Source organism: Vreelandella sp. 2A-K22, from assembly GCF_054065485.1.
Window position 1 is genome coordinate 148,056 of the sequence record NZ_JBSUGC010000015.1, and the last position, 12,826, is coordinate 160,881.

20 protein-coding genes are annotated in these 12,826 nt (G+C 52.8%); 11 read left to right on the forward strand and 9 right to left on the reverse strand.

The annotated features are described in order from the left end of the window. Positions 1 to 3 precede the first annotated feature (3 nt). From ACW17M_RS19650 to ACW17M_RS19660, 3 genes are read right to left on the reverse strand one after another with little or no spacing between them, the layout of a single operon-like run. Complete coding sequence (locus tag ACW17M_RS19650; RefSeq protein WP_155705851.1) at positions 4 to 147, reverse strand: hypothetical protein; 144 nt, start codon at positions 145 to 147, stop codon at positions 4 to 6. Continuing rightward, positions 144 to 470 carry a hypothetical protein gene (locus ACW17M_RS19655; RefSeq protein WP_141224391.1) on the reverse strand — a complete coding sequence of 109 codons (327 nt, stop codon included), beginning with the start codon at positions 468 to 470 and terminating at the stop codon, positions 144 to 146. The genes ACW17M_RS19650 and ACW17M_RS19655 overlap by 4 nt, the downstream gene beginning before the upstream one ends. A 50-nt stretch (positions 471 to 520) precedes the next feature. Further along, the gene (locus ACW17M_RS19660; RefSeq protein WP_457547992.1) at positions 521 to 691 is read right to left on the reverse strand and encodes a hypothetical protein; all 171 of its coding nucleotides are present in this window, start codon (positions 689 to 691) and stop codon (positions 521 to 523) included. Positions 692 to 824: 133 nt separating this feature from the next. On the opposite strand from ACW17M_RS19660, the gene ACW17M_RS19665 reads away from it, so the two are divergent. The 7 genes from ACW17M_RS19665 to ACW17M_RS19695 all read left to right on the forward strand — a co-directional run bounded on the left by ACW17M_RS19665 (position 825) and on the right by ACW17M_RS19695 (position 3,814). Beyond that, the gene (locus tag ACW17M_RS19665; RefSeq protein ID WP_457547993.1) at positions 825 to 1,007 is read left to right on the forward strand and encodes a hypothetical protein; all 183 of its coding nucleotides are present in this window, start codon (positions 825 to 827) and stop codon (positions 1,005 to 1,007) included. Between the two features lie 142 nt (positions 1,008 to 1,149). Then, positions 1,150 to 1,320, forward strand: a complete 171-nt coding sequence (locus tag ACW17M_RS19670) for a hypothetical protein (RefSeq protein ID WP_022523446.1) — start codon at positions 1,150 to 1,152, stop codon at positions 1,318 to 1,320. A gap of 304 nt (positions 1,321 to 1,624) precedes the next feature. Beyond that, entirely contained in the window at positions 1,625 to 2,305 is a 681-nt protein-coding gene (locus ACW17M_RS19675; protein WP_457547994.1) for a Bax inhibitor-1/YccA family protein, read from the forward strand. Between the two features lie 84 nt (positions 2,306 to 2,389). Further along, positions 2,390 to 2,779, forward strand: coding sequence for a sulfurtransferase complex subunit TusD (gene tusD, locus ACW17M_RS19680; RefSeq protein WP_041159506.1), 390 nt, complete (start codon positions 2,390 to 2,392; stop codon positions 2,777 to 2,779). Positions 2,780 to 2,789: 10 nt separating this feature from the next. Next, positions 2,790 to 3,155: a sulfurtransferase complex subunit TusC gene (gene tusC / locus ACW17M_RS19685; protein WP_041159477.1), complete on the forward strand. Its 366-nt coding sequence runs from the start codon at positions 2,790 to 2,792 to the stop codon at positions 3,153 to 3,155. Between the two features lie 16 nt (positions 3,156 to 3,171). Then, a complete protein-coding gene (gene tusB, locus ACW17M_RS19690) occupies positions 3,172 to 3,462 on the forward strand; it encodes a sulfurtransferase complex subunit TusB (protein WP_041159476.1) in 291 nt (96 codons plus the stop codon). 1 nt (position 3,463) lies between these two features. Beyond that, positions 3,464 to 3,814, forward strand: a complete 351-nt coding sequence (locus tag ACW17M_RS19695) for a TusE/DsrC/DsvC family sulfur relay protein (protein ID WP_233973984.1) — start codon at positions 3,464 to 3,466, stop codon at positions 3,812 to 3,814. Between the two features lie 33 nt (positions 3,815 to 3,847). On the opposite strand, the gene ACW17M_RS19700 is transcribed toward ACW17M_RS19695, so the two are convergent. Further along, complete coding sequence (locus tag ACW17M_RS19700; protein WP_009287864.1) at positions 3,848 to 4,480, reverse strand: helix-turn-helix domain-containing protein; 633 nt, start codon at positions 4,478 to 4,480, stop codon at positions 3,848 to 3,850. 122 nt (positions 4,481 to 4,602) lie between these two features. Continuing rightward, positions 4,603 to 5,544, reverse strand: a complete 942-nt coding sequence (locus ACW17M_RS19705; protein ID WP_009287865.1) for a histone deacetylase family protein — start codon at positions 5,542 to 5,544, stop codon at positions 4,603 to 4,605. A gap of 103 nt (positions 5,545 to 5,647) precedes the next feature. Here ACW17M_RS19705 and ACW17M_RS19710 point away from each other — a divergent pair, with 103 nt between their 5' ends. Further along, positions 5,648 to 8,395 carry a bifunctional acetate--CoA ligase family protein/GNAT family N-acetyltransferase gene (locus ACW17M_RS19710; protein WP_159176797.1) on the forward strand — a complete coding sequence of 916 codons (2,748 nt, stop codon included), beginning with the start codon at positions 5,648 to 5,650 and terminating at the stop codon, positions 8,393 to 8,395. Positions 8,396 to 8,469: 74 nt separating this feature from the next. Here ACW17M_RS19710 and pdxH read toward each other — a convergent pair whose 3' ends face one another. Further along, positions 8,470 to 9,114: a pyridoxamine 5'-phosphate oxidase gene (gene pdxH, locus ACW17M_RS19715; RefSeq protein WP_009287866.1), complete on the reverse strand. Its 645-nt coding sequence runs from the start codon at positions 9,112 to 9,114 to the stop codon at positions 8,470 to 8,472. Positions 9,115 to 9,349: 235 nt separating this feature from the next. On the opposite strand from pdxH, the gene ACW17M_RS19720 reads away from it, so the two are divergent. Continuing rightward, positions 9,350 to 10,036: a cytochrome b/b6 domain-containing protein gene (locus ACW17M_RS19720; protein ID WP_159176796.1), complete on the forward strand. Its 687-nt coding sequence runs from the start codon at positions 9,350 to 9,352 to the stop codon at positions 10,034 to 10,036. A gap of 11 nt (positions 10,037 to 10,047) precedes the next feature. Here the strand turns inward: ACW17M_RS19720 and ACW17M_RS19725 are convergent, their stop codons facing one another. The 3 genes from ACW17M_RS19725 to ACW17M_RS19735 all read right to left on the reverse strand — a co-directional run bounded on the left by ACW17M_RS19725 (position 10,048) and on the right by ACW17M_RS19735 (position 11,628). Beyond that, a complete protein-coding gene (locus ACW17M_RS19725) occupies positions 10,048 to 10,452 on the reverse strand; it encodes a DUF2069 domain-containing protein (RefSeq protein WP_027959438.1) in 405 nt (134 codons plus the stop codon). Continuing rightward, on the reverse strand, positions 10,449 to 11,072 hold the full coding sequence (gene wrbA, locus ACW17M_RS19730) for an NAD(P)H:quinone oxidoreductase (protein WP_039859893.1): 624 nt from the start codon (positions 11,070 to 11,072) through the stop codon (positions 10,449 to 10,451). Before wrbA ends, ACW17M_RS19725 begins: the two co-directional genes overlap by 4 nt. 85 nt (positions 11,073 to 11,157) lie before the next feature. After that, positions 11,158 to 11,628 (reverse strand): gamma-glutamylcyclotransferase family protein, encoded by a 471-nt coding sequence (locus tag ACW17M_RS19735; RefSeq protein WP_159177929.1) that lies wholly within the window; start codon positions 11,626 to 11,628, stop codon positions 11,158 to 11,160. A gap of 217 nt (positions 11,629 to 11,845) precedes the next feature. Here ACW17M_RS19735 and smrA point away from each other — a divergent pair, with 217 nt between their 5' ends. Next, the gene (smrA, locus tag ACW17M_RS19740) at positions 11,846 to 12,436 is read left to right on the forward strand and encodes a DNA endonuclease SmrA (RefSeq protein ID WP_027959436.1); all 591 of its coding nucleotides are present in this window, start codon (positions 11,846 to 11,848) and stop codon (positions 12,434 to 12,436) included. 95 nt (positions 12,437 to 12,531) lie between these two features. After that, the coding region (locus tag ACW17M_RS19745) for a helix-turn-helix domain-containing protein (protein ID WP_457547995.1) at positions 12,532 to 12,826 on the forward strand (295 nt) is incomplete at its 3' end.

Consider the following 12,826-nt stretch of genomic DNA (forward strand, 5'->3'; position numbering starts at 1 on the left):
TTATTAAGCAAAGTGTTTGGCAATCCAGGAAAATGCGCTATCGGTTAGCGATTTTTTACCGTGATGTTCTCGGTGCTGGCTCCATACCATGCCACCTGACACGACCACTAGGCTCATCAACATGCCAGCAAGGATAAGTTCATTCATGGCTTATCGTCCTCATCTGAGGTTTTATCACGCTCAACGTAACCATAGCCGAAAGACCCTACAAAGATCAAGATTATACCCAGCCCCACGCCGAGCCAAACGTTATCGGTATTCAGGCTGGGGTTAGTGACTACCCAGCCAGCAGTGAAGCAAGTAGCGACCACAATGACCCCAACGTTGCGAGTCGCCTCTAAAAACTGTTGACGAGTCGCTCGGGCGCCGATTCTACGGCGATGGGCCGAGGCCCTGCGTTCTTGTAAGCTTTTCGTTAGCCTGGCACGCAGGGCCTCTTGTGGGTCTTTACCGCCATGAGGTTCTTTCAAGCCATCACCTGCCATTAATCCAGCAAAATCAACGTGAAAACAATGTGGTATTAAAATCCTGCCTTATTCACTTGGGTGCCGCGTATGCAGTCACCGTAGACCATGGTGTCGCCAGCCTTCTCTGCCAGTTGGCGACAGTCTGCGGTTCTTGATGAAGTGGGGCCTGAACTGCAGCCTGCAAGTATAAAGGTAACCAGGCAAAGGGCGATGAGTGCTTTCATTGATGACTCCTTGTCAGCAAATAATCCATCCGACATTTAACCTTATAGGCATTGCATGTGTCGATGTAATGCGAGGGAACATCGTGCTTAACCTGAATGTCATAGCTGAAGTTTTATTTTTTAGGATAAGCATATGGAACGTGTATTTGCATGGGATCACCACCACAGTCAGATCGTTTACCGCATTCCCGGTCATCAGTATGAAGATGGCCGGGAAGATAGCGCTCTCTCTCCCGTATGGCTGCCCGCGGAGGAATCAGATTTACCCGAGGGGGTAGTGGTTGAGGATCTGCGCAAAGTATCCGTTAAGGAGTAGCCGCGGCGTGTTCTGAACTGCTGCTTTGCGCGCTATTCAACGCTTTCAAACAGGGTGTTTTCAGGCGCACAAAATAGATTGTGTTTGGCTAGCGATCGGCTAATATGCGGATGTTAGTCCCACCATCCCTGGATATGCCGCCATGTTAAAAGGTTTGATCGTCTGTTTTGCGGTATTGTTTGCGCAATTGGCGGTACTGCATGTGATTGATGCTCGTATCTATAATTCTCCTCAAGATGCGCGTCAAACGGCTGTGACCTCCGTTACGCCACATAAAGATGAAAAAGAAGACGAAGAAGAGGTGCAAAGCTAAGCTGTGGTTATCCTCGATCCGGTTTTTGAAGCCGGTGAAGCTATAACCTAGCCCTGCTAGCAACCCTTTGGCGGCGCTGGGCGTCGCCAAAGGGGCGGTTTGAACGATCAGTAAGTAGAACTTTTTTCATCTTTTGGTGTCCAAACGAAGTGCTTAACCAGCATAGACAACGCTTACAAAGCGGTTTTAACGTTGAATAACCATTGGTGAAGGGGAGTTCTCGATACAGACAAAGGCTTGCGTCTGGAACTCGGTAACGGCATGCTTGTCAGTTGTTGGAAATACCATTAGGGAGCATGAACACATGGCTTACAACGATTTACGTACGGCACGTCCTCAGTCGAGTGGCGTTGCCAATAGTGTTAGCACTAACAAGGTATTGCGTAACACCTACGCACTGCTGGCAATGACGCTGCTGTTCTCAGCAGTCACCGCGGGTGCTGCTGTAGCCCTCGGCATCCAACAGATGAACATCTTCGTGTTCTTCATTGGTGCCTACGGCTTAATGTTCCTGGTACATAAAACCGCAAATTCTGCGGCCGGCTTATTGGCAACGTTCGCCTTTACCGGCTTTATGGGGTTCACGCTTGGGCCGATTCTTTCTGCCTATCTGACTCTGCCTAATGGCGGTGCGTTGATTATGAACGCGTTGGCCATGACCGGTCTGACGTTTGTTGGTCTTTCCGCGGTCGCGTTGACCACCAAGAAAGACTTTAGCTTTTTGAGCAACTTCCTGATGGCTGGTGCCATCGTGTTGATTCTCGCTATGGTGGCTGGAATCTTCTTTAACATCCCGGCGCTTTCATTGATGGTGTCAGCTGGCTTTGTACTGTTTGCTTCAGCAGCCATTCTGTATCAAACCAGCGAGATCATTCATCGCGCAGGTGAAACGAACTACATTCTCGCTACGGTGACGCTCTACGTATCCATCTACAACCTGTTTGTTAGCCTGTTGTCGATTTTGGGTATTATGAGCAGCGATTGATCTAAGCAAGCGATAGACGATATGACAGGCCCTATTGCTAGGGCCTGTCTTTTTTTAGGGTAACTGTTACCAGGTATTATCATGATGCAGTACGGCTTATTGGTGATGGGGGCGCCGTATAGCAGTCCAGCACCGCACTCTGCATTGCGTTTTGCCCATGCCGTTCTAGCGCGAGGGCATCAGATTGCCGGTGTTTTTTTCTATCACGACGGCGTTCATAATGCATCATCGCTGATGGCTCCTCCCCAGGATGAACTCAACCTCAGAGAAGCCTGGATTGAACTGCATCAGCAGCATGCGATTCAGTTAGATGTCTGTATTGCCGCTGCGTTGCGACGAGGTTTGATGAGCGAATCGGAAGCACAGCGACATGGCAAGCAGGTCTTTAATGTAGCACCTCCTTTCGAGTTGACAGGGCTAGGGCAACTGCTTGAGCTACAGCAACGCGCTGATCGCCTGATTACCTTTGCTTAGAGGAGAGCCAATGGCGACACCTGATGCACTATTAGTGATAATTCGCCACGCGCCCCACAGCTCAAACTGGTTACGTGAAGGGTTAGATGCCGCACTGGTGGCGGCGGCCTTTGGACAACCCGTGCATTTGCTGTTTATGGGGCAGGGTATAATGGCACTGCTGAAAGAACAGGGCAGTGGTGCGCCGGGGCAAAAAGCCACGCTGCCCACCATTGATATGTTGGAAATGTATGATATTGACAAGCTTTGGGTGACCGAAGAAGCGCTGCAAGGGATGCATCTATCCGCCGATTCACTGGTAGAGGGCATCACCCTGATAGCGGATCAGGAAATACCAGGGCTGTTACAGCAGCACACCCAGATACTTAACTTTTAGGCCTAGTGAGAGAATTATGATCTTACACATCCTCACCAAAGCGCCTGATAGTATTGTCGCTACTCAAATGCAGCAAGCGATAGGGGGGCAGGATGCCGTGCTGCTGATCGAAGAAGCGGTAACAGCTGCCCTTGATCCCTCCTGGCAGGCATGGCAGCAGTGTCAGTCGCGCATATTCCTTCTATCGGAAGACCTTATAAGCCGCGGGCTTGCCAGCATTGCCACGGATAATGAGCTGCCCACGCTAGAGATGGATGGCTTTGTGGCGCTCACCGAGCAGTATGAAAAGACAGTTACCTGGTACTAAGATGTCTGACACGAAAATATACCGTTATCTTGATTCGCAAAAAAAATATCCGCTAGACCCAGAAGGATATCTCGTTAACCAGTCAGAGTGGGACGAATCTGTCGCTCATTTAATGGCTGAAGAAGAGGGGTTAACACTTACCGCTGAACACTGGGAAGTCATCGAAGTCGTGCGGGCATTTTATCAGCGTTACGAAATGGCTCCGGCGATGCGACCGCTTGTGAAAGCAACCAAAAACGCACTGGGTGAAGAGAAAGGGCGTTCCATTTACCTGATGCAGCTTTTCCCCGGCAGCCCGGCAAAGCGAATTGCCCGCTTGGCCGGTTTGCCGAAGCCTACCAACTGCCTATAACCCGTGTAAATGGCTCGCTGGTTCTCGAATAGCTTAGGCCACATCACCGCGCGTACAGACCGACAAAACAACGGCATCGTCTGGACTAGTGGATACCAGTGCATGGCCCATATCACTATCAAAATAGATGCTGTCGCCCTCAGCTAGCACTAATGGGGCGTAAAATTCGGTGTAGAGCATAATATCGCCATGCAGCACCATCAAAAACTCTTCGCCATCATGGCGTACCCACTGGTGATACTCGTCAAAGCTGCGTGCACGTACGATGGTTTTGAAGGGAATCATACGTTTTTGGGCGAGTTGATGGCCCAATAATTCGTGCTCGTACGTGGGCGTGGGGTGCAGTTGCCCTTTGCCTTTACGAGTTAGATCGCGCCGCCCCATGGTATAACGTTCCCGCTTGGGGGGCGTGAGCAATTGAGGCAAGTCGATGTTGAGCCCGGTAGTGAGTTTTTGCACCACGCTAAAGGTGGGGGAGACTTGATCGTTCTCAATTTTAGACAGCGTTGAGCGGGCCAGCCCAGTGCGCTGGCTAACCTCTTCCAACGTCCACTGATTAGCGAGACGAATTTGTTTGAGCCGCTCGCCTAAACGCAACGGCTCAACAAAGGGTTTGCTTCCCGATGCAATACGCAGCGCGGCATGCTCTTCAGTCGTAGCGGTCATAGGTCGTCACATTGGCTGCGTTGTCTAACGGTGCGTGTCTATAGGCGCGCGTAAACGAACATCATATCACAGCAAAGAAGCGGCTAAGAACGGCTGGCAGAAGCAAGAGCGCTGACGCTTGCTTAGGGCACTTCAGCAAACGGCAGCCCCAACAGCGCTTTTAGATGTGCCTCAACGCCACTTGCCAGCGACTTCGGGTTATAGCCGCCTTCAAGCACCGATACAATGCGATTATCGGCATACAGGGTGGCGATCTCCATGGCTAGATGGGTAATCCAGTAGAAGTCTTCATCCTCTAAACAGATATCCCCCATGGGGTCATCACGGTGAGCGTCGAAACCCGCGGAGAGCATCACCAAGTCAGGTTTAAAGGCGTGCAGGGCAGGTAGCCAGTGGTTTTCGATGATGCGCCGGAACTCTGGGCCATCGGTGCCCACTTCAAGCGGGGTATTCACAACGTTTTGCCACTCGCTGCGCAAATAACGCCAGGGGTAAAACGGATACTGGAAGCTGGTGCAGATCAGTATCTCAGGATCATTTTTAAAGATATCGATGGTGCCATTGCACTGGTGAACATCAAAATCCAGTATAGCGATACGCTTGGCACCATATTTGGCTCGCGCATGGGCCGCCCCCACGGCGATATTATTGTAAAAACAGAATCCCATCGCATCGCTGGCTTCCGCATGGTGGCCTGGTGGTCTAACCGCACAAAAAACGTTATCCGCCTGACGCTTAAATACCTGATCTACCCCACGAATAACCGCTCCCGCTGCAACCCGTGCGGCTTGTAAGCTGTCAGGATTCATCATGGTATCGCTATCTAGCGTAACGATGCCTTCGGTGGGCAAGCACTTCTCTAGGGAGCGCAAATGGCGCAAGGGGTGTACTCTGGCAAGAGACTCCTCGCAGGCTGCCTTGGCATCGGCCTGCATGGTTTGCTGTAATAACCCAACAAGCGATAGGCGAGCGCGAATAGCCTCCAGACGCTGAGGGCTTTCAGGATGCTCCGGCCCCATGTGGTGCAATGAGCAGTCTGGGTGGGTAAGGTAGGCGGTAATCATTCCAACGCTCCATTATCATTGATGCCACCTTAATCGCCTTCAGGGTCTGGGCGACAGTGTCAATAAGTCGTACAGCCGCGATTCATGTCAGGGGAGACGCATTTTGAGTACGCGCTTTTTACACCATTTTTTCGAACCTCGCACACTAGCGGTGTTTGGCGCCTCTGAAAAACCCGCGTCGTTGGGCGGTCTAGTGCTGAGAAATATTCAGGAGGGTGGCTTCAAAGGGCCGCTCTGGGCAGTCAATCTAAAAGGCTACTCTCAAGTCTTCGGTGTGCCGTGCGTCAGCCGCGTAAGCGAGCTACCCGAAGTGCCCGACTTAGCCGTGGTCTGCTCGCCGATTGAAGGTGTGCCTAGCCTGATTAAAAAGCTTGGGCAATACGGTGTCAAAGCGGCCCTGGTGCTCTCTGGCGGGGCTTACCTGGATCGAGATAAAGGCAATCAGGGTTCCATTCGCGAACGAATGTTGAGTGCGGCACGCGTCTCGGGTATTCGTGTACTCGGCCCCGAGTGCATGGGGCTAATTGTACCGGGCAAAAAGCTTAACGCCTCTTACGCCAGTCAGCCGGTGAAAGCGGGCCGCGTCGCTTACCTGGGCCAGTCCGGCATGCTGGCCAATGCGATGATTGATTGGGCCGCCGGGCGTGATGTGGGCTTTTCGCACTTGATAACCGTTGGCGACAGTGTCGATGTGCTATTGCCAGACCTGATCGATTACGTTAATCAATTCTCGCCCGCTCAGGCCATTATGCTGCACCTTGAGCGAATCAGCGACGCCCAGCACTTTATGACCGCCGTGCGTGATGCATCACGTAATCGTCTGGTACTGGCAATAAAAAGCGGCCGCACCCCAGAATCGGATATATCCGGCATGTCACCCACGCCTGGGATTGCTAACCGTGACGTGGTGTTTGATGCCGCTTTTGCTCGGGCAGGGGTGGTGCGGGTAAATGATTCCGATGAGCTGCTTGATGCGCTGGAAACCCTGTCGCGCATGAAACCCCTGAAGGGCGATCGTCTGGCCATTGTCTCTAACGGTTTAGGGCCCGCCATGCTGGCGATCGATAAGCTGATTAGCGCGGGCGGTAAATTGGCTGAATTTAGCGACGAAACCCAGGCAGCGCTGCACCGTAGCGAGGTCGATATGAGCAAGCCGGGCGAGAACCCGGTGGATCTGGGCGGCAACGCCTCGCCCGAGCGGTTTGTCCAAGCGCTGGAGATTGTCGCTGCTGACGCCAACGTGGATGCTGTACTGGTGGTGCACGCACCCACCCGGATGGCGCCATCGCTGGTGACTGCCCAGGCGCTGATCGATAACCGCAAGAAATTTCGCCGCAACCTGCTCACCAGCTGGATGGGCTTAAAAGAGGCGCTTAATGCGCGCTATATCTGTAATTTAGCCGGGATTCCAACCTATATTTCACCCGAAAAGGCCGTTAAGGCGTTTATGCATATGGTGATTTATCAGCGCGTTCAAGCGCTGCTGCAAGAGATCCCCCCCAGCCTGCCATTTTCCACCAGTCCAGAAATACGCGCCCAGTGCCGTACACTGATTAAGCAGGCAAAAGAGCAGGGCAGGCAAACCTTGACCCACTCTGAAACCGCCCAAGTGCTCGAGGCCTATGGTATCCCCACGGCACCCAGCGTGTATTTGGCCAACCCCGATGAGGCGCTTGCTCGCGCTGCAGAGATACCTGGCACCAAGGCGCTGAAAGTGGTTCATGAAGGCAACTGTCGTCCTTATCGCTACCGCAAGCACCCGCATAAAATTTCAGCAGGCTTGCTACAGGATTTGGATACGCCCGAACAGGTAGCGGAAGGCGTTCGCCAGCTAGGTGAAAAAGTCGCTGAAAAATTTCCCGAGTATGCGATCCGCGAGTACTGTTTACAGCCCATGCAGCGTGGCAAGCACTCGATGCAGATTTGCGCGGGCATTACCCGTGATCCGGTGTTCGGCCCACTTATCGTCTTTGGCATCGGTGGTTATAAGGTCAACGTGCTGGCTGACCGCCAGGTCGCGCTGCCGCCGCTCAATATGAGCCTGGCTGCCGATGTGGTAGGGAGAACCCACGCCGCCTCATTAATTCGTGAACACTCCGCCGACCCAGAGCGTGACATTCAGCATTTATGCCAAATGCTGGTCAAACTATCGCAAATGGCCTCCGATCTAAGCGATCTACGGGGTCTGGAAGTAAATCCTCTGCTGCTGAATCGTGACGGTATGGTCGCCGTCGATTTCGCCTTGGATCTTGGTTCGCCATCGCGCTTTGCGATCATGCCGTACCCTGAAGAGCTGCGTGAATGGGTGACGCTGAAAAACGGCTGGCAGGTCGAGGTAAGGCCTATTCGTGCCGAAGATGCCCATTTGATTACCACCTTCCATCGCCAGCTCTCAGAAGAGAGCATCCGTTTCCGCTATTTCCATAATAAGTCCAATTTAACCCAGCGCGACCTGTCGATCCTGTCGCATATCAATTACGACCGTCAGATGGCGTTTATCGCGGAATATTTAGGCGATGAGGGCAGCAAAGAGATGCTTGGGGTGGTGCGGGTATGGAATGACCCGGACAATATTCGTACCGAGTTCTCGGTCATTATTCGTGATGACCTTCAAGGGCTGGGCATTGGCAGCCTGCTAATGAAGAAGATGATCGATTACTGCACGAACATCGGCACTCTGGAAATGGTCGGCAAAATTATGGTCGATAACCATCCAATGCGGGCGCTAATGAAACACTTAGGCTTTAAATGCCGCTACAACATGGAGGAGCAAGTGATTGATGCCGTGCTGCGTCTCAACGAGCCCGAAAGTGAATGGCAGCGGCACCGCCTTGAGAGCCTACCGGATTAGGCATTTGAAAAGCTTTAAAAACGATAAGGCCTGCGTATAAAACACAGGCCTAAATTGTGAACTTGTTGCTGACGTTATGGCGCCATGCGGAAACGGCCCCATTCACCGCCGTCACGACGCTCAAAGCGTAGGCGGTCATGTAGGCGACTAGGCTGACCCTGCCAAAACTCGATCATTTCCGGCGTGACACGATAGCCCCCCCAGTGGATCGGGCGGGGAATATCCTGGCCATCATAGGCTTGCTCAAAGCGCTTTTGGCGCTCTTCGATCCAGTTACGGTCGGGAATCACTACACTTTGAGTCGCAATCCATGCGCCCAATTGGCTACCCCGAGGTCGGCTGGCAAAGTACTCATCAGACTCATCGGCTGAAACCTGCTCAACGGGGCCTTCTATGCGTACCTGCCGTGAAAGCGAAGGCCACCAGAAAGTCATGGCCGCGAAGGGCACATTGCTCAGCTCGCTCCCCTTATGGCTATGGTAATTGGTGTAAAAAACCATGCCGCGCTCATCAAATCCCTTTAACAGCACCACCCGCGCGTGAGGGCGGCCTTGGCTATCTACGGTGGCTAGTGTCATGGCGTTGCCATCTTTGCCCTCTTTTTCCAGGGCGAGGCTAAACCACTCATCGAATAGCACGAATGGATCGTCGGGTGTCTGGGACTCATCAAGCCTGCCGCCTTCATAATCACGCCTGATATCGGCTATGTTACGTGTCATCGAATACTTCTCCCTGGAGTTTCATCCATGTTCGCCGGTCTGTCTTTAAAGCTCAAGTGACCGACATCAATGGATGTTTAATGCGTTGACTCACTGCTTATATTTTCGGCGGTGTTGCGACTAACCGTTACGACTGACGATTGCGGCTAACTGTCTCGCATTCTATGAGAAAGGCTCAATTAATGCGAAGCTATCTCACCACTGGGGGCTCATCACTGCTGAGAGAGGACATGTTATGCGCGACAAGGTAGCGATTGAGGTATGGGATGGCTGGCTTCGCCTGTTTCACTGGGGGTTAGTGGCGGCGGTGTTGATTTCATTTTATACCACCAAGACTAGCGGAGCGCCTTTCCTATTTCCAATTGAAGTGCATGCCCAAGCGGGCTACCTCATAATCGGATTACTCGTTTTCCGATGGCTGTGGGGCCTACTGGGGAGCGTGTATGCGAGATTTAAAACGTTTTTATATCCACCCGTTGAAACAGTTGCTTATTCCCAATTGCTGCTAAAGCGTCGGCCCGGCGCTTATGCCAGCCATAATCCGCTAGGCGGGTGGATGGTACTGCTGATGCTGCTTTCGCTTAGTTTCCAAGCCGTGAGTGGCCTGTTTTTAAGTGACGATATCTTTTTTCAGGCGCCGCTCTATGGCGTATTTGGCGATGGGGTAGGTGGCCAGCTTAGAACCCTGCATCAACTCAATAGTGATCTACTCATCATTCTAATCGGTCTGCACCTGGCTGGCTTGATCGCACATCGGCTGCTAGGTGAACCGCTAGTAGCAGCAATGCTGGTAGGTACCAAGCGCTTTCGCCAGCAGCCAGTCGATGCGCGTAACGAACCGTATAATGTTGCCACGCTGCGTTTACGTGCCATCGGCAGTTTATTTATTGCTGCTGGCGTCGTCCTATGGCTGTGGTTTTAAAGCACTTGTTTTTATTGCCTCGTTTTCTGTTGACGCAACTGTCGACTGCGAAAGCGCGCATAGCCCATGCAGCCAGCAAAAAGCACCAGCGCGACAACCGCCTCTAGAATTCCGCGCAGACCTTGCCCAGGCAGGGTTATTAACATCACACCTTGGGTGAAGTAGAGCAGGCTAACAAAAGCGAGCCATGCGTGCCCGCGTGCGCGTTTACCAATGATAGAGGGTAAAAACAGCACCAGGGGAAGCACGAACGCGACCACGGGGCGCCAATTAAATTCGTCGCCTTGAAGTACAAGTCCACGGTAAACAACCAGTAGCAGCAGTATGGCAAAGCTGGCTAATACCACCTGTCGGCTTCGAAGGGTCAGTTTATCAAGCCCATGGCGTGCTTCTACATCCTCCAGCCACTGCCTCATAATGCCTCCTGACGCATGGCGTGCAGCGCTAGAGCGAGTCGTGCCAGTCGTTTGCCCTGAGCAACACACAGCGCGCGTTCGTGCTCATCGACAGAACGGTCACTACGCGTTCCTGCTAAGTGGCTTGCACCATAGGGCGTGCCACCTGTACGCGTTTCCAGCAAGGTGGTTTCACTGTAAGGAACCCCTGCGTAGACCATGCCATGATGCAGTAGTGGCACCAGCATAGTGAGCAGGGTGCTCTCTTGCCCACCGTGGAGGCTGGAGGTCGAAGTGAAGGCACTGGCGGGTTTGTCGATCAAGGCACCGTTCATCCACAAGCTGCTGGTGGAGTCGATAAAATACTTAAGCGGAGCGGCCATGTTGCCAAACCGAGTGGGGCTACCCAGTGCTAACGCGCTGCAGTTGCGCAGGTCGTCTAGCTCAACGTACACCGCGCCCTCTGCAGGAATTTCTGGCTCTACGGCTTCACAGGTCGTTGAAACCGGCGCCACTGTGCGTAAACGCGCTTGAATACCTGGCACGCTTTCTACACCAGCCGCAACCTGCTGCGCCATGGTGGCGGTCGCGCCAGAGCGCGAGTAGTACAGAACCAAAACGTACGGTGTCATTTCACTCATCACTATTCCTGAATGGGTTCATAAAAGCTGTCCTGGCAATGGGGTTTTGCATGAGGGTTTTGCAAAATAGGGCACAGCGTGGTGTCTATGGTATCAGAGCGAACGGGAAGTCCGCGTGCTGCACAAACGTATTTTGTTGCTCAGGTAAACGCAGGTAGACCCAGGCCCGGGTACCATCGTCGAGGGTTATTGTCCTGCGCTCGTAACGAACCCCCAGGCGTTCGTAGCGATCAAGGCGAGACAGCTCGTCGGCATCCACTCGTAACAGTAGGCCCTTAACGTTGCTCCCTGGATGAGGTGAAAGGTCGAGGCCGTTGCGTTGGTACCCCTCTAGCACCGCATCTTTAGGGGCGCCGAAACTTCCCATGACCACTAAGCGAACGGGGGCATAGCGTAGCGTGCCATAAACAAAGACCTGATGGGTGCGCTGTTCGATAGTAGGAAGATCGTCAGGTCGGTCATAAAACCACGGGCTCAGCATGGTTAACCAGAGCCACCCGGCTAGGCTAAGCAGCCCCACACCACTTAAAATCAAAAGGCGTTTTAGCCAAACCATTTTAATCACACCAGGGCGCCTCGCAATGTAGGATGAGAATATGAATGGGGCGATAAAAAAACGGACGTTTAGCTTGTCGCTACAGGCAGAGGATGACAAGTTCTATGTTATCGACTGTATGAATCTGCTTAAGCAAACTACCCAGGTTTGCTAGGCTATGTTGGTAAAGCCTGCATGTAAAATAGGTGCTCATTAGAACCTGCCGTAGGAGCCTGCAATGAATCAGCCGCTTCGTGATGATCTGGATTTTCGTGCTCTTGTAGGTGATGTGAAACCTTTGCCACCGAGAAATCGTGCTGACCCAGGCGCTAATCGCAAAAGCCCCTCAGAATCCCAGTTGGCTCGGCGGGAGTGGGCAGAGGAAGAGATGGGGGCACGCAACTTTCTGTCCGACGACTTTGTCGATCTGCTGCCCCCCTTTGATCCCATGGAGTATCGCCGCGAGGGCATTCAGCAGGGTGTAGTCGATAAATTAAAGCACGGGGGCTATAGCGTTCAGTCGCAGCTCCACTTGCTTCGGCGCCCATTAACAGAGTGTCGCCGTATGCTGTTTCCCTTTATTCAAGAAGCCTACGCCCACGACTTACGCTCCGTTATGATCGTGCATGGCCGCGGGCGAGAGATTGATAGCCCCGCCAACGTACTGCGTTCATACTTGGCCAAGTGGCTATGCCAGTTTGAGGAAGTGCAGGCGTACGTCTCCGCACAGCCTTCGGAAGGTGGGTTGGGCGCGACCTGGGTAATGCTACGTAAAAGCGATCGCGCCAAAGCCAATAACCGCGAGCGCCAGCAGAAGCGGCGAGGGTGACGGTTTAATAATAGAGCCAGTCACAAATAAAAAGGGCAGCCGAATGAACTGCACCCCAAAAGTTGGACGCTCATCCAACGATTGGGGTGTTTTTCATGACGAAACATAATGAAGCGTTCAAGTTACTAGTAGTGCAACGCTACGCAGAAGGACAGCAGGGTTACAAGAGTCTGGCCAGACAGTACGGTCTTGGCCCTACAACCGTCAGGCGTTGGGTTAAACACTTTGAACAGCATGGTCTAAGTGGCTTGCAGAAAAAGTTCACCCACTACAGCGCTGAGTTCAAATTAGCGGTGTTGCAACAGATGAGGCAAGAGGAGCTATCAGCCTTACAAGCGACGACTCTGTTCGATATTCGAGGTGGTACGAGCGTCGTACGGCAGTGGGAAA